Annotated in this window: 23 protein-coding genes and 5 pseudogenes; 16 read left to right on the top strand and 12 right to left on the bottom strand. The window is 59.8% G+C overall.

The window, feature by feature from the left end; translation table 11 throughout:
- Positions 1-781 precede the first annotated feature (781 nt).
- From AB4Y43_RS38335 to AB4Y43_RS38325, 3 genes and pseudogenes are all read right to left on the bottom strand, one after another.
- A pseudogene (locus tag AB4Y43_RS38335) lies at positions 782-1566 on the bottom strand (ferritin-like domain-containing protein); the annotation flags it as partial.
- Positions 1567-1570: 4 nt separating this feature from the next.
- Positions 1571-1981, bottom strand: coding sequence for an NAD-dependent epimerase/dehydratase family protein (locus AB4Y43_RS38330; RefSeq protein ID WP_368730120.1), 411 nt, complete (start codon positions 1979-1981; stop codon positions 1571-1573).
- A 197-nt stretch (positions 1982-2178) separates the two neighbouring features.
- Positions 2179-2382 (bottom strand): annotated as a pseudogene (locus tag AB4Y43_RS38325) (NAD(P)H-binding protein); the annotation flags it as partial.
- A 50-nt stretch (positions 2383-2432) separates the two neighbouring features.
- Between AB4Y43_RS38325 and AB4Y43_RS38320 the strand changes: the two are divergent.
- Positions 2433-2585 carry a hypothetical protein gene (locus AB4Y43_RS38320; protein ID WP_342949706.1) on the top strand — a complete coding sequence of 51 codons (153 nt, stop codon included), beginning with the start codon at positions 2433-2435 and terminating at the stop codon, positions 2583-2585.
- On the opposite strand, the gene AB4Y43_RS38315 is transcribed toward AB4Y43_RS38320, so the two are convergent.
- Positions 2561-3976 carry a PLP-dependent aminotransferase family protein gene (locus AB4Y43_RS38315; protein WP_342949707.1) on the bottom strand — a complete coding sequence of 472 codons (1416 nt, stop codon included), beginning with the start codon at positions 3974-3976 and terminating at the stop codon, positions 2561-2563. The genes AB4Y43_RS38320 and AB4Y43_RS38315 overlap by 25 nt on opposite strands.
- A gap of 60 nt (positions 3977-4036) precedes the next feature.
- On the opposite strand from AB4Y43_RS38315, the gene AB4Y43_RS38310 reads away from it, so the two are divergent.
- A complete protein-coding gene (locus tag AB4Y43_RS38310; protein ID WP_342949708.1) occupies positions 4037-4495 on the top strand; it encodes a cupin domain-containing protein in 459 nt (152 codons plus the stop codon).
- A gap of 10 nt (positions 4496-4505) precedes the next feature.
- The gene (locus AB4Y43_RS38305) at positions 4506-4961 is read left to right on the top strand and encodes a carboxymuconolactone decarboxylase family protein (protein ID WP_069268533.1); all 456 of its coding nucleotides are present in this window, start codon (positions 4506-4508) and stop codon (positions 4959-4961) included.
- Positions 4962-5408: 447 nt separating this feature from the next.
- Here the strand turns inward: AB4Y43_RS38305 and AB4Y43_RS38300 are convergent, their stop codons facing one another.
- Entirely contained in the window at positions 5409-6521 is a 1113-nt protein-coding gene (locus AB4Y43_RS38300; protein WP_368730122.1) for a PLP-dependent aminotransferase family protein, read from the bottom strand.
- A gap of 117 nt (positions 6522-6638) precedes the next feature.
- A pseudogene (locus tag AB4Y43_RS38295) lies at positions 6639-6818 on the bottom strand (GntR family transcriptional regulator); the annotation flags it as partial.
- A gap of 121 nt (positions 6819-6939) precedes the next feature.
- Between AB4Y43_RS38295 and AB4Y43_RS38290 the strand changes: the two are divergent.
- The 13 genes from AB4Y43_RS38290 to AB4Y43_RS38230 all read left to right on the top strand — a co-directional run bounded on the left by AB4Y43_RS38290 (position 6940) and on the right by AB4Y43_RS38230 (position 15417).
- On the top strand, positions 6940-7197 hold the full coding sequence (locus AB4Y43_RS38290) for a hypothetical protein (protein WP_342923967.1): 258 nt from the start codon (positions 6940-6942) through the stop codon (positions 7195-7197).
- Positions 7194-7826 carry an NAD(P)H-dependent oxidoreductase gene (locus AB4Y43_RS38285; protein WP_342923968.1) on the top strand — a complete coding sequence of 211 codons (633 nt, stop codon included), beginning with the start codon at positions 7194-7196 and terminating at the stop codon, positions 7824-7826. Before AB4Y43_RS38290 ends, AB4Y43_RS38285 begins: the two co-directional genes overlap by 4 nt.
- Positions 7827-7841: 15 nt before the next feature.
- The gene (locus tag AB4Y43_RS38280; RefSeq protein ID WP_342923969.1) at positions 7842-8126 is read left to right on the top strand and encodes a DUF3331 domain-containing protein; all 285 of its coding nucleotides are present in this window, start codon (positions 7842-7844) and stop codon (positions 8124-8126) included.
- 13 nt (positions 8127-8139) lie between these two features.
- On the top strand, positions 8140-8850 hold the full coding sequence (locus tag AB4Y43_RS38275; protein ID WP_368730119.1) for an SDR family NAD(P)-dependent oxidoreductase: 711 nt from the start codon (positions 8140-8142) through the stop codon (positions 8848-8850).
- A 116-nt stretch (positions 8851-8966) separates the two neighbouring features.
- Positions 8967-9923, top strand: a complete 957-nt coding sequence (locus AB4Y43_RS38270) for an AraC family transcriptional regulator (RefSeq protein ID WP_342949711.1) — start codon at positions 8967-8969, stop codon at positions 9921-9923.
- A 451-nt stretch (positions 9924-10374) separates the two neighbouring features.
- Positions 10375-10992, top strand: a complete 618-nt coding sequence (locus AB4Y43_RS38265) for a nitroreductase family protein (protein WP_342949797.1) — start codon at positions 10375-10377, stop codon at positions 10990-10992.
- Positions 10993-11180: 188 nt separating this feature from the next.
- Positions 11181-11726 (top strand): carboxymuconolactone decarboxylase family protein, encoded by a 546-nt coding sequence (locus tag AB4Y43_RS38260; protein ID WP_368730118.1) that lies wholly within the window; start codon positions 11181-11183, stop codon positions 11724-11726.
- 119 nt (positions 11727-11845) lie between these two features.
- Complete coding sequence (locus tag AB4Y43_RS38255; protein WP_368730117.1) at positions 11846-12541, top strand: glutathione S-transferase C-terminal domain-containing protein; 696 nt, start codon at positions 11846-11848, stop codon at positions 12539-12541.
- 54 nt (positions 12542-12595) lie between these two features.
- Entirely contained in the window at positions 12596-13015 is a 420-nt protein-coding gene (locus AB4Y43_RS38250) for a cupin domain-containing protein (RefSeq protein ID WP_342923973.1), read from the top strand.
- A gap of 87 nt (positions 13016-13102) precedes the next feature.
- On the top strand, positions 13103-13573 hold the full coding sequence (locus AB4Y43_RS38245; protein WP_368691652.1) for a pyridoxamine 5'-phosphate oxidase family protein: 471 nt from the start codon (positions 13103-13105) through the stop codon (positions 13571-13573).
- Between the two features lie 167 nt (positions 13574-13740).
- Positions 13741-14190, top strand: a complete 450-nt coding sequence (locus tag AB4Y43_RS38240) for a GNAT family N-acetyltransferase (protein WP_368691653.1) — start codon at positions 13741-13743, stop codon at positions 14188-14190.
- A 202-nt stretch (positions 14191-14392) separates the two neighbouring features.
- The gene (locus AB4Y43_RS38235; RefSeq protein WP_342949714.1) at positions 14393-14896 is read left to right on the top strand and encodes a DUF417 family protein; all 504 of its coding nucleotides are present in this window, start codon (positions 14393-14395) and stop codon (positions 14894-14896) included.
- A 44-nt stretch (positions 14897-14940) separates the two neighbouring features.
- Positions 14941-15417: a DUF3788 domain-containing protein gene (locus AB4Y43_RS38230; RefSeq protein ID WP_368730116.1), complete on the top strand. Its 477-nt coding sequence runs from the start codon at positions 14941-14943 to the stop codon at positions 15415-15417.
- A 285-nt stretch (positions 15418-15702) separates the two neighbouring features.
- Here AB4Y43_RS38230 and AB4Y43_RS38225 read toward each other — a convergent pair whose 3' ends face one another.
- The 6 genes and pseudogenes from AB4Y43_RS38225 to AB4Y43_RS38200 all read right to left on the bottom strand — a co-directional run.
- The gene (locus tag AB4Y43_RS38225; protein ID WP_368730121.1) at positions 15703-16020 is read right to left on the bottom strand and encodes a hypothetical protein; all 318 of its coding nucleotides are present in this window, start codon (positions 16018-16020) and stop codon (positions 15703-15705) included.
- A 14-nt stretch (positions 16021-16034) separates the two neighbouring features.
- A complete protein-coding gene (locus AB4Y43_RS38220) occupies positions 16035-16487 on the bottom strand; it encodes an iron-containing alcohol dehydrogenase (protein WP_368730115.1) in 453 nt (150 codons plus the stop codon).
- 48 nt (positions 16488-16535) lie between these two features.
- On the bottom strand, positions 16536-17294 hold the full coding sequence (locus AB4Y43_RS38215; protein ID WP_368730114.1) for an SDR family NAD(P)-dependent oxidoreductase: 759 nt from the start codon (positions 17292-17294) through the stop codon (positions 16536-16538).
- Between the two features lie 880 nt (positions 17295-18174).
- Entirely contained in the window at positions 18175-19566 is a 1392-nt protein-coding gene (locus AB4Y43_RS38210) for an IS91 family transposase (protein WP_368730113.1), read from the bottom strand.
- Positions 19567-19587: 21 nt separating this feature from the next.
- Positions 19588-20462: pseudogene (locus AB4Y43_RS38205) on the bottom strand (site-specific integrase).
- Positions 20463-20758: 296 nt separating this feature from the next.
- A pseudogene (locus AB4Y43_RS38200) lies at positions 20759-21089 on the bottom strand (chemotaxis protein); the annotation flags it as partial.

The following is a 21089-nucleotide window of genomic DNA, read 5'->3' as shown; positions in this document are numbered from 1 at the left end:
AATTCGTTTTCTTGGTGGGTCAGCATGGAATGTCTCCCGGCGACAGGTCGCCTTCATCAACAGGTGTTGCTCAACTATATTAGAGATCTAGTTAAATTGGCAAGAACCTTTCGGGACGTCCGGGAAAGTACGTATGGTCGGAAGTGCCCCTGGCAGAACACCAGGATTTAATGTGCGAGACGAATCACCGTTCATCAGAGGCTCGGGATCCCCCTTGCGATTTCCTTGCTACGCATCGCGGCGATTGCGGTGTTTGGCGTGTTTCGGGACACGCGACGGCATTGCGGAGCGCGAATGCGCTGCGCATGAGATTGCCGATACCGCGGAGACGCGGTGTCGCGCTATCAGCAACTCGTCGCCTCCGGCTGATTGAGTATTCATGCGCTCCTCTGCACTGCGTATCTGACGTCGAGTGGGTATCGCGACCGGGCCACTTGACAGACACCCTGCTTCCGGGGGAGCCCGTCGCCCGGACCTGCTTCTGCTGACCGGTGTTAGCGCAACGACCGCTTCCCAGGGGGAAGGGGCGTTCGAACGGCGGAGTTGCTGCAATGCCGAGTGACGGGGACTGGCCGAACCTGGAAATTCGAAGTCGGATGTCCGGTCCCTCCGACGCTTCGGTCTCGAACTTCCGTAGCCGACCCTTCGGAGCCGTCGGCTTTATCAAGGCCCGATGGCCGAAGCTGCCGCAGAGCAGCCGCTCGATCCCTGAGTGCGTTAACACGGTCTTCACATTCCAACCGGTTCGCTGCCTCAGTTCGCAATCCTGGTTGCTTATCCTTAGCACCTTGCGGTAGCGGTTCAGGTCCTGCACGGTGTCGAACGTGCGCTCGAACAGCAGCGACATGTTGTTCCTTCTTTTCCCAGACCTCGTCGAAGCGGATCTGCTCGTCGAGCCAGTGCTCGAGCCAGTCCGGATCGGGCAGGCGGCACTGCACGGTGTCGTTCGGGAACAATGCCTTGTTCACGTGCAGCTTGGTCGGGCGCAGCGGCTTTTCCGTGCGGCGGGCCGAGGCCATCAGCACGCCGATCTTGGTGAATGCGGCGCGCGCCGTGTCGCCGAACTGGCCCGTGTACTTCTTCATGCAGCGCCGGTAGGCGCCGCAGTGGCGTGCTTCGCTCTGCGACAGCGTGCGGTAGATATGCTTGATCACCGGTTCCGAGTGCCATTCGGCCCCACGGCGATACCAGTGGTTCAGGCGGATCTCGCCGCAGAAATGCAGCATCAGCGTTTCCAGCGGCGGGGCCGGGCCGAACTCGAAGCGCACGGCGTGCAGCTCTTCCTCGGTCGGCACCAGGTCCGGGCGGAAACAGCGCAGGTACTCCATCAGCACCAGCGAGTGCTTCTGTTCCTCGAAGCCAGATGCTCATGAACGCCGAAATGGCGGTTGTCGAGCAGGAACATCTCCGTGGCGGGCAGGGCCGACCATTCGGTGATGGCATTCATGCGGATGGTCTTCGCCTGGTCGTCAGTGAGCAGGCTGGCGTCGAAGGTATCCAGGGGATGTCCTTGTCCATATGCCAGCGGACCGCCTCCAACGATTTGGACAGTTCGGGGTGGAGCATCGGTTCAGGCATCCTTCCAGAGCAACGGCCGCGGCGCGAAACCGAGTTTTTCCTTCGCTGCGCGATTCGAGGCACCACTCAGGTGGGTGTGGTAGTACACCGCTTCTTCGCCAGCGGCCTCGCGGGCAACTGCGACGCTTACGCGGGCGGGGCCGGGCGCATCGACCCAGCGAGCGAATGCAGGCATCCACGTGGCGACCGGAAGCGGATCGTCATCGACCACGTTATATACGCCGGCTTCGGCCGTCAGTGACGCTACTGTTGCCGCCACGGCATCGTCGAGGTGGACGAACGACCAGACCGCGTTGCCGTCGCCGATGATCGCCATCCCGCCTTTTCGCGCCTGCTCCGCAATGGTGCCGTCGAGCCTGTACCAGGTACCGGGACCGTAGAAGAAGCCGTAGCGCAGGACCACGCCTTCCAGCGCGATCGAGCCCGTGACGCGATTTTCGTAGGCACCAATGACCCGCGCACTATCACCAATCTCGCCGGGCGCGTCGTAGCGGAGCGCGGCTGTCTCGTCGGCCAGCGAGCCCTGCGGGGCTTCGAGTTAGAAGCCACGTGATTGCAAGACATAGCGTTTGACGCCCAGCGCCTTGGCAGCGGACAGTAGATTGGCGCCGCCTTCGCGATGGCATCCTTCACGGACTCCGCATGAAAGGCGTCCGCCAGGGTCACGCGGGCGCCAAGCTCGCGAAGCCTGTCGGCCCCCGCGCCGGCGCGAGTCATCCCCGTTACCTCATGACCCTGCGCGCAGAGCACCCGCACCAGCGGCAGTCCAACTGCGCCGGCGGCGCCTGCAACGAAAATCTTCACGATTCCTCCTAAGACTGCGTGGCGACGCAGTGCAGCGGTGACTTAACGATATGGCTCAGCGCAACGTGACGCGCCAGCCAGTGAACGGCATCGTGTCCGTTCACTGGTCGTTAAAAAAGTACCAAAAACCGGAAGAAATGGTGTACCAGCTGGCCCACGACCTGCCGGCGCATTCGCATCAGCTCAGCTTGCGGATCAGCTGATGCAAGCGATCGCAGGCCGCTGGAATCTGTTGTTCGATCGCCGGCGCAACGCCAAGCAGCAGCCCCGAGCGCTGCGTGGACTCGGAGCAGTACCAGATCGATAGCGGCGCGGGCGCGATCCCGTAGGCATAGGACTCCCGTGCGATCCGCTTGTCGTCGGCGCCATCGGCGAGCCGAACCACCACTGCCAGACCAGCCGGATAGGCGTCGAATCCCCTGGACTCGAGCGCGGTCATCAGTGCCTGGCTGCGGCCCGCGTAGATGCGTTTCATGCGACGCAAGTGCCGCATGTAATGCCCGTCACGCATGAACTCGGCCATTGCCATCTGTACTGCCGGCCCCGGTGCGGAAGACAGGCACGCTGCCGCTTCATCGAAGCGGGGTACCAGGGCGGGGGGCACCACCACAAATCCCAGTCGCAGCGTCGGGCTGATGGTCTTGCTGAACGTCCCGATGTGAATGATACGCCCCGCTCGATCCTGCGACGCCAGCGCTGGCGCCGCGCGGCGTTTCAGCTGCAGCTCGCCCAGATAGTCGTCTTCGATAATCCATGCCTGCGCCCGGGCCGCCCACTCCAGTAGTTGCCGCCGGCGCGCGAGCGACAAGGTCGGACCCAACGGCGCCTGTTGCCCCGCGGTGACCAGCGCCAACGCGGCATCCGGCGCATGCGTTTCGCCGAAGCCGACGTCAATGCCTTCTTCGTCGACGGGAATCGGAACCGTCGTGATCTGGCCAATTTCCAGGGCCTTGCGACTCAGCAAATATCCGGGATTCTCGACCCATGCCTTGCGGCCTTGGGCCTGAAGCACGAGTAGCGCGATACCGAGCGCCCCCGAGAATCCTGCCGTGATGTAGATCTGCGAGGGCTGGCACTCAATGCCGCGTGACAAGGCCAAATGCGCGGCGATTTCCCGGCGGAATTCATGTTCGCCGCGCGGGTCCGGGTAGGATGCGGGCGCTTCAACTTCATCGCGTGCCGCCCGGGCGCGCAGACGTGCAAACAACGTGTTTGGAAAACAGTCCGATGCCGGCACGCCCATCTGGAACACTGCAGGGCCGGGCAGGAAGTGCTGGTATAGCGCCGACTGCAAATCCGTCTCTATCGATCGCGCCCGTTCCGCGATGGGGCTCACGGTGGGTATGTGCTCGGAGACCCTGGTCCCGCCCGCGCGCGACGAGACAATCAACTGCGCATCGGTCAGCCTCTCATAGGCGGTCTTGACGGTGCCGCGCGCCACACCAAGCTGCGCGGCAAGATCCACCCACGACGGCAGCCTGGCGCCCGGGGCCAGTACACCACTCTCGATGACGCCAGTAATCGCCAGGCGTATCTGTTCCGCAAGTGCTGTCTTGGAACCGCGGTCGAGCTTCAGATCCAGAATATTTGTCATGGTGGGTGGTGCATCAAGTTTTCGCGTTCTTGGTTCTTTTTCGTGGACCATAGCCGATGCATGATTCTAGCCACCAAGGAGCTGATCATGATAATTTCACGAACCTTACTTTCTGTTGTTGCCGCTGGCAGCCTGGCCATGTCCGGGGTTGCCGCGGCGCACGGCGCCGCTGACCATGGCGCTGGCGATATCGTCAAGCCGAACTTCTCCCACGCAATTCCAAACATTCCGGGCAAATCGGTGATCGCCGTGGAAGTCACTTACCCGCCCGGGGGCGCTTCGTTGCCTCACACCCACGCGAAGTCGGCGTTCATCTATGCGTACGTGGTCTCAGGCAGCGTCGCCAGCAAGGTGAACGATGAGCCGGAACGCGTCTACAAGGCCGGGGAGGCGTTCTTCGAGGAGCCCGGCTCGCGCCATCCGGTCAGCCGCAATGCGAGCAAGACCACGCCGGCAAAACTGCTGGCCGTGTTTGTCGTCGATTCGAACGACACAGCACTGACAACCAACGACCAGTAAGGAGCTTGAAATGAGATTGGACTACGCCAAGGCATCGCCGGGCGGCGTGAAGGCATTTGGGGGGGTATATGGCTATGTCAGGCAGTCGGGCCTGGAAGACGTCCTCGTCGAACTGGTCTATCTGCGCGTCAGCCAGATCAACGGGTGCGCCTTTTGCCTCGACATGCATACCCGCGACCTGATCAAGAAGGGCGTCACGCCCGCGAAACTGGCGCTTGTGCAAGCCTGGCATGAAGCGGGTGCGTTGTTCAGCGATCGCGAGCGCGCCGCTCTGGCGTGGGCGGAGTCGGTCACCCGCGTGGCCGACACCCATGTACCCGACGAGGACTTCCAGCTTGCCGCGACGACGTTCAGCGAGAAGGAGCTAGCGGACCTTACGATGGCCATCAGCCTGATGAATGCCTACAACCGGCTTGCCATCAGCTTCCGCCGGCCCCCCGACTCCGCCGTGGCTGCGGAACGCTGAAGCGGTCGCCTCGTGGAATCGAGCGGAAGCGGTCAAAAGAACGCGCCTGTCCGGCGCGCTTTTCCTAAACTTGTTGCTGCGGCCGGCCTTAGCGTGCCATTAGCAGCAGCGCCGCATCGGTCAGCATGCCCACCGTCCCATCGTCGACGTCCCAGCTCTTCATCATTTCCGCGATTGACTTGGGTACTTGGTCGCGCTCGGCGAGCATATCGATCGGTCTGTCGCCTCGTGCAAAACGATAGACCGTAGCAACTCAAGGTGTCCGCGGTTCGTGGGTAAGATCAGTTAGCCTGAAGTACGTTCGAGAATGGCCACCCACGGTGGTATGGCTACGGCGATCTTGCCGGAAAAGCGCCTCCCCGTTGCTAACAGTTAGCAGCCATATAGCTGCGCTTTTCGACGAAACTGCACTTATGCTAATCAGGCAACGCCGGGTGACCCATTTAGTCAGCAGTACCCTTCAATGATCTCGAACAATCGTTGGCACGATTTGGCAAGGTGTTGTTCGGGCGCGGTCGCAACCCCGAGCAAAAGGCCTGGCACCGTCCACGATGGATTTGCGAACCACGCGGACAAAGGTGATGGCGCGATGCCTGCAGTCATTGCCTCGCGAACGATTCGCACATCGGGGGCGCCCTCTGGGAGGCGAAGAAGCACGGCGAGGCCAGCACTTACCCATTGCGCGTTTCGGCTACACAACTCCGCTATCAGCGCGTCGCGCTGCGAGGAATATAGACGCTTGAGCCGACGCACACGCCGAGTATAGTGGCCCTCCCGCATAAACTCAGCCGTGGCGACTTGAATGACCGGTGACGGCGCGGGGACGAGTGTCGCGGCGATCTCCGCAAACGCATTGGCGAGTTCGGCAGGGACAACAACGAAGCCAAGCCGCAAAGCAGGACTAACAGTTTTGCTGAAGGAGCCGATGTGGATGACGTTCTTGCCTTCGCCGAGAGATGCCATGGCTGGCGCCGGCCTGCCTGCCAACTGCAGTTCTCCAAGGTAGTCATCTTCAATGACCCACGCGTCGTTTGAAGCCGCCCAGTCAAGCACTTGAAGGCGCCGTCTCAAAGACAAGGTCGAGCCTAGAGGCGCCTGCTGACCAGGAGTTAAGACCGCTAACGCGGCGTCCGGCGCTGTCTTGATGGCGTAGTCGACGTTGATACCGTCCGCGTCTACCGGGATCGGCACGATATTCAAGCGAGCCAGTTCCAGCCCCTTACGGGTAAGCATGAAACCGGGCTCCTCCAGCCAGACCTTCTGGCCTTCCAAACCGAGCACCCGAAGTGTCAAGCCTAAGCCAGCGCTGTATCCAGACGTCACGAAAACCTGCTCAGGATGACAGTGGAAGTTTCGCGCGATGGAGAGATTGCCTGCGATCTCTCTGCGCAGGTCGAATTCGCCTCTCGGATCAGGATAGAGCAGCGACGACAGGCCTGCTGTTTTTAGCAGGTTGGAAGAGCGAGCCCGCGAAAAGAGCTTCTCCGGTAGCCCTTCAAACGCGGGAATACCGAGCTGGAAAATCGCTGGCCCGGCCATCATCTCCTCATATGATTTCATAAACGAACCGAGCCGCGCCGCCTTTCGTTGAGTAGTGGCGACGCGAAGCCGCGGAGCCACCCGCGTTCCCCCCGCTCCAAACGTTTCTATCAGCTGTGAATCACTCAAAAGCTCATAGGCAGCCTTAACGGTCCCGCGCGCGACCCCGAGCTGTGACGCAAGGTCTTTCCACGATGGCAGCCGTGTACCGGATTCGAGCAGCCCAGACTCTATTGCTCTGCTAATGCTCTCAAAAATCTGCTCTGTGAGGGTCCGCTTTGCTGTCCGGTCGAGCTGTATCTGCAAGCCTGAAGCCATAGTCTTGGTACACACGAAAATCGCAATCTTGGTACTGTTTTATGCACCGTGAATAGTACAGAATCTGCCCTACCAACAGTGCTACAAACGCGAAGTCAATACGGAATGTGGCTCTTGCAGCATGCACCCGATTTTCTCTCCGTATTCGGTCGAAGCTGCGAGCGAGCTGCAAATGCGGGGCATTTTCATGCCGTGCTGGAGCCGCAAGGGCGCAGAGTGTTGCACAGATGGAAACAGCCTGCACAAAGCCTTCGTTAACCAGGCATTTAAGACGCACTTCGATCTCGGTGCCCGATGTTTCACGCGCCCGATTTCGTCTGCTGGTCAAGCAACCGCGCGACCAAAGCTGCTGCAAAATCTGCTGGAGAAAATTGTATGAATATTCTGCATATCGACTGCAGCCCTAGACTGGGATCGCATAGCCGAAAACTCTCGGCGGGAATCGTCGAAAAGATTCAAACGCTCTTGCCGGGCGTGGAGGTTCGCCGCCGGGACCTTGGGCTGGAGCCGATACCTCATCTCGGAGCCGCCTACGCCGACATACTCTCGACGCCAGCGACGTTGGCTGCTGCAGGAAGGACCGCTGGCGCTGTACTTTTCGCGGAGGAACTCATTCAGGAGGTCGAGGATTCCGATGTGATCGTCATCGGTACTCCGATGAATAACCTGACGGTTCCGTCCGTCCTGAAAGCGTGGATCGATCAGCTTATCCGCGTCGGACGCACGATGCAGTCGACGCCCGCTGGCAAGGTTGGAATGCTTCGGGACCGTCCGGTATTCGTCGGCATTGCCTCCGGCGGCGTGTTTACTGGCGAACGCGCCAACCAGCCGGATTTCCTCACGCCTTATCTTTCTGCCGTACTGGCTTGCATTGGCTTCACCACCATCCACTATTTGCCGCTGCAGGCAACTGCATTTCTCGATGAGGATCAATCCGCGCAACTTCGGGCTTCTCTGATAGCCACGATTGAGCCGCTTTTGACCACTCTCGCGTGCAGCCACGTTTGAGCGTGCGGATATCGCATGCCAAATCTGCCGACGCCTTCGCAAGTCTCCGTTGTGGAGAAACTGTCGTCGACGACGATTAGTGTCCGCTGGAGTGATCCCTGCATGGGACGTTACGAGAGCCAGATCTGGACTATTGGATCGGCACCAGCGGAAGCGGTCTGTGCGCTGTCCGGCAAGGCCATACACCGTGGCGACCCGATATTTCGCCCTCGTGTGAGTCGAACGCATAAACCAGTCAACCGCCATACGGTGATTCTGGCTTCCGCAGTAGGTTGTTTTTCTGAAGAACCATCATGTTAGGGGGCACTGGATCATGAGCGCATTGCGAAAGGTCGTGGTGGTAACCGGAGCATCGCAGGGAATTGGCGCCGCCATCGTTCAGGCGTTCCGCAAGCTCGATTACGCGGTCGTCGCGACGTCCCGCTCGATACACCCCTCTGTCGACAAAGACGTTCTGACGATAGCTGGCGACATTGGTGATCCTGCTGTGGCGCAGCAAGTCATCGCCGAAGGGGTCGCGCGATTTGGACGGATCGACACGCTTGTGAACAACGCCGGCATATATATCGGCAAGCCTTTCACAGAACATAGCGCGGCGGACTACGCAGCGGTGATGAATGTGAACATGGCGGGATTCTTTCATATCACGCAACTGGCGATTGCGGAGATGCAGAAGCATTCTCGCGGCCACGTAGTGAGCGTCACTGCGAGCGTCGCCGACATCGCGTACAGCGGAGTTTCTTCGTCACTAGCGGCATTGACAAAGGGCGGTCTCAACGCCGCAACGAAGTCGCTCGCCATTGAGTATGCAAGCAAGGGAATTCGGGTGAACGCGGTGGCTCCGGGTTTGATCAGGTCGACTATGCACAAGCCAGAAGCCCATGACGATCTCGCCGCGTTGGTTCCACTCGGATTCACGGGCGAGGTGGGCGATATCGCGGACGCGATTGTCTTTCTTGATTCAGCGTCGTTCGTCACGGGCGAGGTACTGCATGTCGACGGCGGGATGAGCGCTGGCCGATAGATTCGGTCCTGCAGTTGGCGAGGAATGAGCATCCCTTCTCGTCGAGATTTTCGGGCGCTGAAATTGTGAGTTTTGCCGTCACCTGATTTCCCCATGCCGAGGCCTTACGGAATTCTATGTCTCACGTCGACTGGTTAAGTCACCTGCTGCAATTGATCACCGTCACTGGCCGGCCTGAAGTCCGCTGCGCCTATGGAGCACCGTGGCGGGTCGAGTGGGATCAAGCGGCAACCCACGAAATCCCGTACCACGTCGTGCTCAGGGGCAAGGCAGTCATCGAGGATCCCGAGACGGGGATGGCAAAGGAACTGGTCGCTGGAGATATTGTCTTGTTACCCCACGGCTCGGCGCACATCCTGCACGACGGGAGTGGAATTCAGCCCGGACCTACTCGCGAGCGTCAGGGTCTCACTGGGTGGACCTTTAGCGAGAATGACGGCGTTGGCGAGCATCTCGATATGTTATGCGGTCGTTTTTTTATTGAACCGCCGCATGACCGACTGATTCGCAATTACCTTCCGACAAATCTGGTGGTGCGGACTACGAGTACCGACGATGAGTCGGGTGCCGAGTCCCTCTCGAACCCTCTCGCCAATTTTGTGAGGCTCATGCGTGATGAGTCTACGGGAGAAAAAGTGGGCGGCTACGCCGTCCTTAATTCGCTCAGTTCGGCGCTGTTCACCATCGTGCTGCGCGAGGCAAGTAAATCCGAGCAGGCCCCAACAGGCTTGTTGGCGCTGGCTGGCCACCCACGGTTGGCCCCCGCGATTTCGGCGATGTTCTCCGATCCCGCTCGCGGCTGGAACCTGCCCGAGCTGGCCGCCTTGTGCAATATGTCCCGCGCCACGTTCATGCGGCATTTCCAGGAAACGCTCGGATGCTCAGCGGTTGATTTGCTAACCGATATCCGCATGAGCCACGCTGCGAACGAGTTGAAGAAGCCGACGATGACCGCAGAGGCCGTAGCCGAATCAGTTGGCTACCAATCTGTATCTTCATTCCGGCGTTTGTTCACAGAGAGGATGGGCATGACACCAGGTGAATGGCGTCGTCTCGCACGTCAGGGGCGATAGACCCCGAAGTTTGTCGCTCCCGGTTCTAACCAGCATCGGACACGATCCGGCGAGGTCGACGCGGAGCGGCCGCTCTTCGTCCGTACGTCCTTCGATGCAATCTGGACAAGGGACTTCAATCGCGCCGGCGCGATGAACGCTGCGGCGTCGCAAGATCGAGCGAACCGATGAGCCCTTGTGGAGTTTGATCCTTTTGGACACTTTATTGAGCATTTTCGCTCTCGAAATAGCCCTCGTGGGGCCTTAAAGTTGAAACACCTCACCACTTGACGGCAAACACGCAGTAGAGACTGCGACGTCACGGTGAAAGCGGCGACGGTGATCCGCAATCTGCACACGAAAGTGATTTTTTGCCGCGCGATCTCGTAAGAGGCGCTTCTGTACCCAGCAGGTCCCTCCACCCAAAGGAATCATCATGAACAGCGAAACCACCCTGAACAGCGGGACGACCATGACCAACGCAGTCATCGACTGTATCGTCAGCCGTAGCGCCACGAAGTATTACGACCCGTCGGCGACGTTGAGCGACGACCAGATCCGCGAGCTGGTGCGGATCTCCACCAGCGCACCGACGTCCTTTCATCTGCAGAACTGGCGCTTCATTGCGGTGCGCACGCCCGCAGCGAAGGCCAAGCTCTTTCCGCTTGCGTGGAGCCAGCCGGCTGTCGCTGACGCGGCAGTCACCTTCATCATCTGCGGACAGTTGGTCGACACTAGCGTGATTCCGGATCGCCTGGCTCCGCTGGTCGAAGCAGGCGTCATGCCGGCGACGATGGTGTCGGAGTGGGAGACCCCGGCACGCGAACTATATATGGCATATCCGCAGCGTCGTCGCGACGAAGCCGTACGCACGGCAACGTTCGGCGCGTCGGCAATGATCTACGCTGCCCGCTCGCTGGGTATGGGGTCCACGCCGATGATCGGCTTCGACGCTGAGGCGGTTCATCGCGAATTCGGCTTGGCCGATGACGAAGTGCCCGCGCTTCTGCTCGCTGTCGGTGCCGAGCGTCAAGGCAACTGGGCGCAAAAGCCGCGTCGTCCCGTGGACGAAGTGCTCGACCTCGTCTAAGCGTGTTGCTGGAGTGTTCACTACGTATAACGTCCAGCCAGCCGCGAAAAGGGTAGTCGTAGGCAAGATGATGCTCAACTGAAGTCCTGAACCGCTTCGACCCGCGCCCGGGCACGAAGCAATCCTCGAGAAGGGTTCAAGAACGAACCATTTTTGATAAGTAGTGCGAATTAACCAGAGATCCTATCATGACCCGTACCACCATTCTTACGTCGGAACAAGTACCCGCCGAATCGAAGGCAACGCTCGATGGCTTCGCCAAGAACATCGGCTTCACGCCGAACATGATGGCTGCGTTCGCGCAAAGCCCGATCGCGTTCAACGCCTGGGCCTACCTGCTCGGCTCCCTGAGCAAGGCGCTCGATGTGAAGACGCGCGACAGCATCGGCCTGGCAGTCTCCGAAGTGAACGGTTGCAACTACTGCCTGACGGTCCACAGTTTCACCGCTGAGCATCTGGCGAAACTGCCGGCGGAAGAAATCATCCTCGCGCGCAAAGGCCACGCCGCCGATCCGAAGCGCGATGCGGCTGTCCAGTTCGCGCGCAAGGTCATCGAAACCCGTGGGAAGGTGGGCGACGCCGACCTGAACGCAGTTCGCGAAGCGGGCTACACGGATGCAAACGTGATGGAAATCGTCGCACTGGTGGCCATGTATTCCCTGACGAATTTCTTCAATAACGTGTTCGACCCTGACATGGATTTCCCCGCTGTCACGCCGGCCGGTTCGATCTGAGCTCGAGACTGCGACGCCCATGACGTTGGTAACCCGAGAGCGACGTTCTTGGGGCACCATTCGCGGGGACGGTCAGCCAGTTTCGTTAAATGGCTGGCCGTCCCCGATCAAGGAAAAAGATGACCCTTCAGCATCCAGTCTTCACGCGCTGGCCAGCGCAACACCCCGACCGGCTCCAGCTCTTTTCACTGCCGACTCCCAACGGCGTGAAGGTCAGCATCATGCTGGAGGAGACGGGCCTGGCGTACGAGGCCCATCGTATCGACATCCTGGCGAAGGAAAACCAGGAACCTGCTTTCGTTTCTCTCAACCCGAACGGCAAGATTCCGGCGATCTTCGATCCAGACGGTCCCGGGAACCGCCCGATCGCATTGTTCGAATCAGGTGCGATCCTGCTCTATCTTGCCGACAAGACGGGGCAGTTCTTGTCCACGGACCCAGCGCTTCGCTTTGAGACGATCCAGTGGCTGATGTGGCAGATGGGTGGTGTCGGTCCCATGTTTGGACAGGTCGGCTTTTTCAACAAATTCGCCGGGAAAGCCTACGAAGACAAGCGCCCGCGCGACCGCTATGCGTCGGAAGCCGCGCGTTTGCTCGGCGTGCTCGACACTCGGCTTGCCGGACGCAACTGGGTGATGGGCGATGACTTCAGTATTGCCGACATTTCTCTGCTCGGGTGGGTTCGTAACTTGATTGGCTTTTACGAGGCGCGCGACCTTGTCGGCTTCGATCGCTTCACTCATGTCCAGCGTTGGTTCGATCACGGTCTCGCACGCCCTGCTGTGCAGCGCGGCCTCGAGATGCCATCAGCCTGAATCAGGCCGGGCAGTTAGCCGCATAGCCTCGCTGACACGCAGAAGGAAAAGACCATGAAGATACGGAACATCATCATTGCCAGCTTCGTTGCACTAGCTGCGATGGCCGCCGACTCCGCGGAAGCTCACGACGGTGACGGACAAACCGTCACGAAGAATTTCGACGCAGCGATTCCCAACGTCCCCGGCAAATCGCTGATTGTACTGGAAGTTACGTACGCGCCCGGCGCGGCATCTGTTCCTCACACCCACGCGAAATCCGCATTCATTTACGCGTACGTGATCGAGGGCGCTGTCGAGTCCAAGGTGAATGACGGCCCAACCCGCATCTATCGAGCGGGTGAGAGCTGGTCAGAACCGCCCGGCGCTATCCATTCGATCAGCCGAAACGCGAGCAAAACGCAGCCCGCGAAATTGCTTGCCGTGTTTGTCGTCGACACGGACGACAAAGCGCTGACCACGCCGCTCAGATAGCGGGAATTTTTCCGACAAACACGAATCCTGCGAGGCACTGGAGAGTTTTTCTTAATGCGCAGGAAGTCCTTTCAGACGAGTGAATCCATGATTGAAATCACCGCAGACGCCGAAGCGATCATAAAAGGGGCAATACTGTCGTTCGTCGCGACGGTCAATGAGGATGGGACGCCGAATCTTTCGCCAAAGGCCTCCTTAACGGTCAGGAATGGCAAGCTCTACTTCGCCGATATCGCGTCGCCCGGGACGTTGAGGAATTTGAATGCCAACGCCGCCGTCGAGATCAACGTAGTCGACGTGTTCCTGAGGCGTGGTTACCGGTTCAGAGGAAAGGCGTTCATTGTGCCGCCTGACGGTGACGAATACTCAATGATCGCGGACTGGGTTCGTATAAGCAACGGGCCTGAATATCCAGTCGAACACGTCATCAGGATTGATGTTACTTCGATGTCTTCATTGCTCTCCCCTGCGCACATCTTTGCCGAGCCTCCTCGCAGTCAAGATGAGATACAGAGTACGTACCGTCGGAAGTACGGTATGCGCTTAACCGGGGAATAGACTTTAAATGTCAACCTGCGGTTCGATCGAATCACGCCTTCGCGACCGGAGGAAAGAAATTGCCCGTGAGACTGAAGTTAATTGTGGTTGATCGCATTGCTTGATGCTGTGGTTTGGTCACAGTTGCGCTTCATCGCTCTACTGCCATAGGACTTCGGGAGAACTCTATGCAATCAGTTGAGATCAAAGCCATCGAAAATAGCGATTTCGATATGTGGCTGCCACTTTGGGAAGGCTATCAGCAGTTTTACAAGGTTGATATCCCGCATGCTGTGACGCGCAACACCTGGGAGCGCTTCCTCGACCCCAACGAACCGATGTACGCGGTGCTCGCCATGACATGCGGTCACCCTTGCGGCTTCGCGCACACGGTCTACCAAAGGTCGACCTGGACATCTGCCGACTACTGCTATCTGCAGGACCTGTTTGTTGGACCTGACGCACGTGGGCGTGGCATTGGTCGCGCACTGATCGAACATGTGTACGCGGCGGCGAAACGTCGAAAAGCTCCTCGGGTGCACTGGCTGACTCACGAAACGAACTACCCAGGCAGGCTCCTCTACGACGCCGTGGGAGAGCGCTCTGGCTTTATACAGTACCGGAAGGTGTTCAAGTGAAACTCACTTGTCCAACCTTTGCCTGGAGACTAGCGAGGCGTCGCGAGCTGGATGGAAATAAGGGGTGGCGTCGGGTCGGATCTCCATTGTGTCTAACGTTTCCTGGACTATTTCGGTCGAAGTTAGTCCCGGAGCCGCTATCGGAAAAGTAAAGCTGTGAATCGGTAAAAAACCCTTCAACATACTGAATCGGGAAATCAAAATGAGCATTCGTACAAGTCAGTTTCGCTTTCAAATCGCAGAACGGAGCGTTGGGTCTCGAACTGGTCTTTTGTTGCTGAGGTGGGCGCTTGTCGTAATCTTTCTGTGGTTCGGAGCAATGAAATTCACCCACTATGAAGCGACTGGAATATCGCCGTTTATCGTGAATAGTCCTATCATGGGCTGGTTGAATTCTGCGTTCGGTGTTCAAGGGGCAAGTGATGTGATTGGTTTGCTAGAGCTGTCGACCGCAGTCGCCCTAATTATCGGATCGATTCAGCCCTTTTTCTCTGCGTTGGGCGCTGCGATGTCGGCCGCTACCTATCTGATCACGCTTACCTTCATGTTGAGCACCCCTGGCGTCGCCGAAGCGACTGCAGGTGGCTTTCCTGCGATTTCTGCGTTGCCCGGCCAGTTCCTGCTTAAAGACCTCGTCCTGCTGGCTGCATCGTTGACGCTCTTGCTGGGGTCGCTCCGGACTTCGCACGGCGACGCACGGCGGTGAGTTGATGGAAAGTTAAATGTCTGGATAAGCTGAGGAGATGAAGAATGGAAAGCAAAACCGCACGAAGCGCTGAGATAGGCGACAGCATTTCTGACAAATCCTCACATCCGGATGAGCGTACTCTCCGCGACTGGTTGGGTCCGGAGGCGTTCGAGCATTGGGGCGAGCTGCGAAGCTGGATCGACGAGTTTTACCCCAATGTTTTCACGCCGGATTGGATATATGGCGGCAAGAAGCGTGGTTGGGCACTGCGCTACAAGGAGAACAGGGCGTTTTGCAGTCTGTTTCCGGCATACAGGCTGTTGTCCGTATTGGTTGTCTTAGGCCGGGCCGAACGAGAGAAGTTTGAAGAAAGGCGTTACTTCTGGAGTCCGCCGCTGGTCAAACAGTACGACGAATCCCGGACTTATCATGACGGGAAATGGATGACAATCCCAATCCTGTCGGTGGACGACCGAGTTGAGGTGACAGATCTCATGAGGATGAAACGCCCCACGCTTGCACCTTTTCGCGGGTTGTAGCCCGGTATCACATGGGCGGTGGCTGCATTGTTGCGCACCGCCTGTTTGCGCTTTCGCTCCGCACCTCATATAAATTTCTGCGGGCCATCCGTGGCTGACCGGCACGCAAAGGTCACGCGGATACCTGCGTAAAAATCACCAAGGTGCACGTAAATCTGGGCTCCGGCTGAGTTGGGCCAAACCGTCGCGAGCGTTGGATCGGGCGATTTTCTAGCATGAGCAGGCATAGCGTCCCGAACGCGACGTTCTCGCCGTGCAGCATGCCGTGTGTTTCGCTTAGGGTAGTCAGTCCACCATGCACGCCGTGTGCTGCGGAGCATCCGCAGTTCTCGAAGCCGATACTGCTGAGCAGCCTATTAGCTTCGATGACGTTTTCGACTGCCGTGGTACAGAGACGGCTTCGACCGCCTGCTTTGCCTTCAGACCGTCTCGCATCAGTACATCGTGGCAGGCTCGCGCAATGGCAATACCAGTAGCTGTCGGAGGGAACCGTCCCGCGACGTAGTTGTTCGTTCGCGACTCCAGGTTCGAACGTGCCTCGAACCAAGTCGATAGCGCATCGCCGATTCCTGCGACGAGAAAGCGTACTGGCGCACTCGCCACAATGCTGGTGTCCACTACGACCAGATCGCGACTAGAGGCAGCCGCGCGGACCCCTCGTATACGCCCTTAGACGTATAGCGGACGGCGACAGCGCTACACGGTGCGTCCGTTGACGCAATCGTCGGAACGATGACGGTCCGCGCGTTGGCTTCGAATGCCGCAATCTTGACGGTGTCTGCAGTCTTTCCCCCGCCGCCGCCCACGAGAATCTGGCTCTCCTTGCCTCTGGCGATTGCGGCCACGTGCGCGATTTCAGCCAGCGTACATTCGCCGCCGAACTTCTCCAGATGTACCGACAGCTTGGCATCTTCGAGATCGCGCTGTAGTGAACTGCTGAAGCGTTCGAACAGAAACGGATCGATCAGAACGAGCACGTTGCGGCCCAACGGTGCAACGTGCTGTGAAAGGCGCGAGATCTCACCCGCGCGCTGGATATATTTTCCGGGCCCGGCATAAGCGCTGGACATGCTGGGTGTCTCCTTTGTATTTGATATGGCAGCGTCAAAAAGAATCGGCTAACCTTGAACCGAATATCCACCGTCTACCGGAATGACCGCGCCAGTCATGAAGTCGCATTCGCTTGAACAGAGCGCCACGGCAATGCCGGCAAGGTCCTCGGGCTTGCCCCAGCGCCCCTGAGGCGTGCGGCTCAAGATGCCCGCTTCGAGGTCAGGGAAAAGCCGTTTCGCCTCGGCGGTCAGATCGCTTTCGATCCAGCCAGGCAGCAACGTGTTGACCTGAATGTTATGAGGTGCCCATTCAACAGCCCACGCTTTGCCGAGCTGCACGATTCCGCCCTTGCTGGCCGCATAGGCCGAACCGTAGGTCGTGCCGAACAGGGAGAGCATCGAGCCGATATTGATAATCTTGCCGCCACCTGCGCGCGTGAACGCACCGTGAATAGCCTGAGCGCAGAAATGCGCGCCGCTCAGGTTCGTATCGACAATCTGGTGCCATTCCTCGGAGCCTAGCTCGTGCCCTTGCTTGCGGATATTCATGCCAGCGTTGTTTATAAGGATATTTAGACAACCGAAATGCTGCTCGGCCTGCTCGATCGCCTCAGTGCACTCACCTTGATTCGTGATGTCGGCTTGAATGAAATGGCCGTTTGCACTACCGCCTGACAGCGATTCAATTGCAGCACGGCCTTTCCATCGATCGCGACCAATCAGCACAACACGCGCACCAGCCGCAACCATGCCGCGAGCGATGCCGAGCCCAATGCCGCTCGCTCCACCCGTAACGACCGCCACCTTTCCTGAAAGGTCGAACATTGTTGTCTCCTTTTTAAGTTTGAGATACGAACCGGGAATGAGGATAGCCGAGCAGGATTCGGTACGGTGCAGAGAGCTTGCACGACATTTTTCGTGGGCGAGCATTCATAAAACGCATGCTTGGCGACGTGCAAATTTGCGATTGAATCGCCTCGGGAGTTCCGGGGACTATTTTGCTCGAGTCATGCTACGGAGGCAGACCCATTGAATTTCGCATAATCGGCTTTTGCCTCGTCAGGCGTATCGTTCCCGACCAGTCCGAATGCGCGGCGATGCAACGATGACCGTCGTAACGCTCTACGGATATTTCGTGGCGCCGATTTGTGAACCCGGCATTGTGTTGCCGAGCGAGTGTCTACCGCAGATCTTGGCCGACGACTCTTCGCGTGCGAATGTTCGCTGCCGCTTCGCCCGCTCACCACGGAAGACTAGTGAGAGTTAGCAGTCCGGTACGAACTCGCCGTGCGCTTCATGAGCAACTCGTGCTTTCCGATCGGACGAGTGTCGGGCCTTGTGGGATATGCGCATCACGGGACGTTCACGAACTGGTTCGTCGGGCGTTTCGGCATGACGCCGCGCGCCTGGCGCAATAACCGCATGGGATGGTTGTGCTGATCATCAGGTAATTTTTTGGGAAGCGGTAGCAAGTGTCCGTTACTTGGGCCGGTGCCGCCGTTCGAATGTCCGCGCCGAACCGACGCCCAGTGTCTGTTCATGGCCGAACCCGGTCCCACACGTCCGGCTGAGTTCGTTAAGGGTTATTCGATGCCTGCCATCGGTCACAGGAATGTGACGGTGCCTCCGCGCGTGTCGGCAGGCGTCGAATAAGCCTCGATGGAGGAAACCGCGGAGTGCCCCGAAGCGCTTGAAGTCTTCGCGGCTATGGCGATTGATAGGCCAGGATGCTCAGCGGTGCCGGATGCGGTGCGTTCAGGCGGGATGTCGGGTGGGCACTGACGCGGTGACGAAGCGGTGCTGAGGTGCGATCGCGATGATGACGCGGGCTTGGGAGGCGCTTGGAGAAGCGACTCGCGCAAACGTTCGCTCGTGGGCCGCGTTGCCGCAGAGCCGACGTTCGACAGGCGGATCGAAGAACCGCGATGCTCATGTCTGCCTCCGCCGCATCGGTGGTGCCCGGATCGGGGCTGCGCGCGAGGATGTCGATGACGATCATCGGTGCGCCGCAGTGCCGGCAGATGAAGACGGGCCGGGTTGCGATGACGCTGTCGTCCGCTAACGGGCTGATTTCGGGTGCAACATGCAGCAGATCGCGCACCTTCGCGAGCCTGGCGCGGCGCACCGGGTTGGCGAGCAGTCCGTAGTGACGGATTCGATGGAAACCACCGGGCAGCACATGGAGCAGGAAGCGGCGTATGAATTCGCCGGCCTCCAGCGTCATGGTCTTGTAGCGGGTGTGTCCCTTCGCGCGGTAGTCCTTCCAGCGGAACGTCACGCCGCGCTCATCGAAGGCGACGAGGCGCTGGTTGGAGATGGCAACGCGGTGCGTGTAGCGTGAGAGGTACTCGAGCACCGCCTTCGGCCCGGCAAACGGGCGCTTGGCGTAGACCACCCATTCGCAGGCACGCAGCGGCGCCAGCCACCGGGCAAAGGCAGCGGGATCCGCGAGCCCGGTGTACTCGCCGAAGAACTGCAGCTGGCCATGCCGGTGGGCCACTTCGAGCGCGTCGAGGAAGCGACGTCGGAACAGACGCGACAGGGCGCGCACCGGCAGGAAGAAGCCGGGCCGGCACGCGATCCAGCGCTCGTCGTCGGGTGAGAGTCCGCCGCCGGGTACGATGCCATGCACATGCGGGTGATGCGTGAGCGCCGAGCCCCAGGTGTGCAGTACGAGCGTGGCCCCGATCTGGGCCCCAAGATGCTTCGGATCCGCAGCGATGGTACGCAGCGTGTCGGCGGCGATGTCGAGTAGCAGGCCGTAGATGATCCGTTTGTTGTACCAGGCGATTGCGCTGATGGGTGCAGGCAGGGTGAAGACGACGTGGAAGTATTCGACGGGTAGCAGACCGGCCTGGCGTGCCTCCAGCCAGCGGTGTGCGGCGCTGGCCTGGCACTTCGGGCAATGCCGGTTCCGGCACGAGTTGAAGGACACCTCTGTCCTCGCGCAGCCTGAACAGCGCAGCAGATGTCCGCCCAGTGCCGCCGTGCGGCACCGTTCGATGGCCGACATGACCTTCAGCTGCCCCAGGCTCAGGTGTGCCGTGGCTCGCCACGCTGGCCCGTGGCTGCGGAAGATGTCCGCAACCTCCAGCATGAGGCGCTACAGCGCGCGGGCCTACCCGGGAGGCAGACGGTCCAGCGGACTGGTGACCTCGTGCAGCAGGTCGGTAGCGACCTGGACATAGAGCGCGGTGTTCTCGAGCTTCGCATGGCCGAGCAGCACCTGGATTACGCGGATGTCCACCTTTTGTTCGAGGAGATGTGTCGCGAAGCTATGCCGCAGCGTGTGCATGGACACGCGCTTGTCGATCTGCGCGGCCTCGGCAGCGGCATGGATGGCGCGGTTCAGTTGCCGCGTGCTGAGCGGGTCGACGGGATCGAGCCCAGGAAACAGCCACCCGCCATCGAGCATCTTGCCCTGCGCCCGCGCCACGTGCCACCACACACGCAGGCGCTCGAGCAGCACCGGCGAGAGCATCGCATAGCGATCGCGGCGGCCCTTGCCCTGCTCGATACGCAGTGTCATGCGTTCGCTGTCGACGTCGGTGACCTTCAGTGCTACCACTTCGCTGGCGCGTAGCCCCGCGCCGTACGCGACCGACAGCGCGGTCTGGTGCTTCAGGTTGCCGGCCGCCTCGATGAGTCGTCGCACTTCACCAGGACTGAGCACGACGGGTAATACGCGGGGCACGCGAACTGGTTGCATCCTGACCATCAGCTCGGGCCGGTCGAGCGTGACGGTAAAGAAGAACCTGAGGCCGGTGATCGCGTGGTTCAGCGACACGGCCGATATGCCATGGTCGACCAGATAGAGCTGGTAGCGCCGAGGTCCTCGACGGTGGCCGTGTCAGGTGAGCGTCCGAGAAACCGGGCGAACTCACGCACGATGTGCAGATAGATGTCCTGCGTCTTGGGAGCAAGCTGGCGCATGCGCATGTCGTCGATCATGCGCTGGCGCAGCGGGCTGGCGTTTGCTGGTGAGGAGGTCATGATTCGGCTCCTGTTGAGGAACGAGGCGGATTGCCTCATTCGCCAACATAAAACCGCGTGACCGGCCTCTCCCTGACCTCCAGCGTCGGACCGTAGCCCCTACCGCGCGAGCGGTTTAGTCCAGCCGACCCGTTGCTGCCGGTCAAGTCGTCGGAGGTGCGACGGCTGCTCTCAGAGTCCAACCGTCATTCGCTCGCTATCGTCTGGCCCTTAGCTTGTCGGCCATTGCGGTCATCCACGGGTCATGCGGCTCGAACTCGGCGAACGGCCGGCCCTGCTTCGAGCCTTCCCGCTCGTCAGACCGTCTGCCAGTCAGGCTCTGCTGGCACGTCGCACGACCTCGTGGCTGCGGATTGTTTCGAGGGACGCTGTGCGTGACGCGTTGGCGACAGCGTCACCGGCTTCTTCGCCGCATCCAGGACCCGCTCCCGACCCGCTGTCGCGACGAAGGATGTGCCCATTGAGCGGTCCTCACCAACCTTGAAAACGGCCACGGCTTGACGCAACGCCTGCGCCTGTTGGGCCATCGACTGTGCCGCGGCCGAGGCTTCCTCGACCAGGGCGGCATTCTGCTGGGTCACTTCATCCATCTGCGTGACGGCCTGATTGACTTGCTCGATGCCGGTG

This window comes from Paraburkholderia sp. BR10872 (assembly GCF_040965835.1).
In the GTDB taxonomy this organism is placed as follows: domain Bacteria; phylum Pseudomonadota; class Gammaproteobacteria; order Burkholderiales; family Burkholderiaceae; genus Paraburkholderia; species Paraburkholderia nodosa_A.
The sequence above is the reverse complement of the archived record's forward strand: the minus strand, read 5'-3'. Positions and strand labels throughout refer to the sequence as shown.

Coding starts and splice junctions, on each gene's coding strand:
- AB4Y43_RS38320 (WP_342949706.1), top strand. CDS start 2,433: ATGGCTCAGCGCAACGTGACGCGCCAGCCAGTGAACGGCATCGTGTCC.
- AB4Y43_RS38250 (WP_342923973.1), top strand. CDS start 12,596: ATGAAGATACGGAACATCATCATTGCCAGCTTCGTTGCACTAGCTGCG.
- AB4Y43_RS38280 (WP_342923969.1), top strand. CDS start 7,842: ATGCCAAATCTGCCGACGCCTTCGCAAGTCTCCGTTGTGGAGAAACTG.
- AB4Y43_RS38245 (WP_368691652.1), top strand. CDS start 13,103: ATGATTGAAATCACCGCAGACGCCGAAGCGATCATAAAAGGGGCAATA.
- AB4Y43_RS38300 (WP_368730122.1), bottom strand. CDS start 6,521: ATGAAATCATATGAGGAGATGATGGCCGGGCCAGCGATTTTCCAGCTC.
- AB4Y43_RS38215 (WP_368730114.1), bottom strand. CDS start 17,294: ATGTTCGACCTTTCAGGAAAGGTGGCGGTCGTTACGGGTGGAGCGAGC.
- AB4Y43_RS38220 (WP_368730115.1), bottom strand. CDS start 16,487: ATGTCCAGCGCTTATGCCGGGCCCGGAAAATATATCCAGCGCGCGGGT.
- AB4Y43_RS38315 (WP_342949707.1), bottom strand. CDS start 3,976: ATGACAAATATTCTGGATCTGAAGCTCGACCGCGGTTCCAAGACAGCA.
- AB4Y43_RS38265 (WP_342949797.1), top strand. CDS start 10,375: ATGACCAACGCAGTCATCGACTGTATCGTCAGCCGTAGCGCCACGAAG.
- AB4Y43_RS38235 (WP_342949714.1), top strand. CDS start 14,393: ATGAGCATTCGTACAAGTCAGTTTCGCTTTCAAATCGCAGAACGGAGC.
- AB4Y43_RS38305 (WP_069268533.1), top strand. CDS start 4,506: ATGAGATTGGACTACGCCAAGGCATCGCCGGGCGGCGTGAAGGCATTT.
- AB4Y43_RS38310 (WP_342949708.1), top strand. CDS start 4,037: ATGATTCTAGCCACCAAGGAGCTGATCATGATAATTTCACGAACCTTA.
- AB4Y43_RS38285 (WP_342923968.1), top strand. CDS start 7,194: ATGAATATTCTGCATATCGACTGCAGCCCTAGACTGGGATCGCATAGC.
- AB4Y43_RS38255 (WP_368730117.1), top strand. CDS start 11,846: ATGACCCTTCAGCATCCAGTCTTCACGCGCTGGCCAGCGCAACACCCC.
- AB4Y43_RS38210 (WP_368730113.1), bottom strand. CDS start 19,566: ATGCTGGAGGTTGCGGACATCTTCCGCAGCCACGGGCCAGCGTGGCGA.
- AB4Y43_RS38275 (WP_368730119.1), top strand. CDS start 8,140: ATGAGCGCATTGCGAAAGGTCGTGGTGGTAACCGGAGCATCGCAGGGA.
- AB4Y43_RS38230 (WP_368730116.1), top strand. CDS start 14,941: ATGGAAAGCAAAACCGCACGAAGCGCTGAGATAGGCGACAGCATTTCT.
- AB4Y43_RS38260 (WP_368730118.1), top strand. CDS start 11,181: ATGACCCGTACCACCATTCTTACGTCGGAACAAGTACCCGCCGAATCG.
- AB4Y43_RS38290 (WP_342923967.1), top strand. CDS start 6,940: ATGCACCCGATTTTCTCTCCGTATTCGGTCGAAGCTGCGAGCGAGCTG.
- AB4Y43_RS38270 (WP_342949711.1), top strand. CDS start 8,967: ATGTCTCACGTCGACTGGTTAAGTCACCTGCTGCAATTGATCACCGTC.
- AB4Y43_RS38240 (WP_368691653.1), top strand. CDS start 13,741: ATGCAATCAGTTGAGATCAAAGCCATCGAAAATAGCGATTTCGATATG.